The 255-nt window shown below is 41.6% G+C and carries 1 pseudogene; it reads left to right on the forward strand.

The annotated features are described in order from the left end of the window. Positions 1 to 57: 57 nt before the first annotated feature. A pseudogene (locus SB725_RS32480) lies at positions 58 to 255 on the forward strand (acetyl-CoA C-acyltransferase); the annotation flags it as partial.

Consider the following 255-nt stretch of genomic DNA (forward strand, 5'->3'; position numbering starts at 1 on the left):
TATGTTATAAGACTACGATAACTATTGTTTATTTAAAAAATAAAAAAAGGATTTTTTATGACTGAGACTGCATATATTTATGATGCTATCCGCACGCCACGTGGCAAAGGAAAAAAGGACGGCTCCTTGTATCAGGCATCACCGATTTGGCTGACACGCACTTTACTAAAAGAAATGCAACAGCGCCACAACTTGGATACCAGTTTGGTCGATGATGTAGTGCTTGGCTGTGTGACGCCAGTGGGTGAGCAAGGC

Origin of the sequence: Pseudomonas sp. SIMBA_041 (assembly GCF_046535095.1) — a bacterium.
Lineage (GTDB): Bacteria > Pseudomonadota > Gammaproteobacteria > Pseudomonadales > Pseudomonadaceae > Aquipseudomonas > Aquipseudomonas mucoides.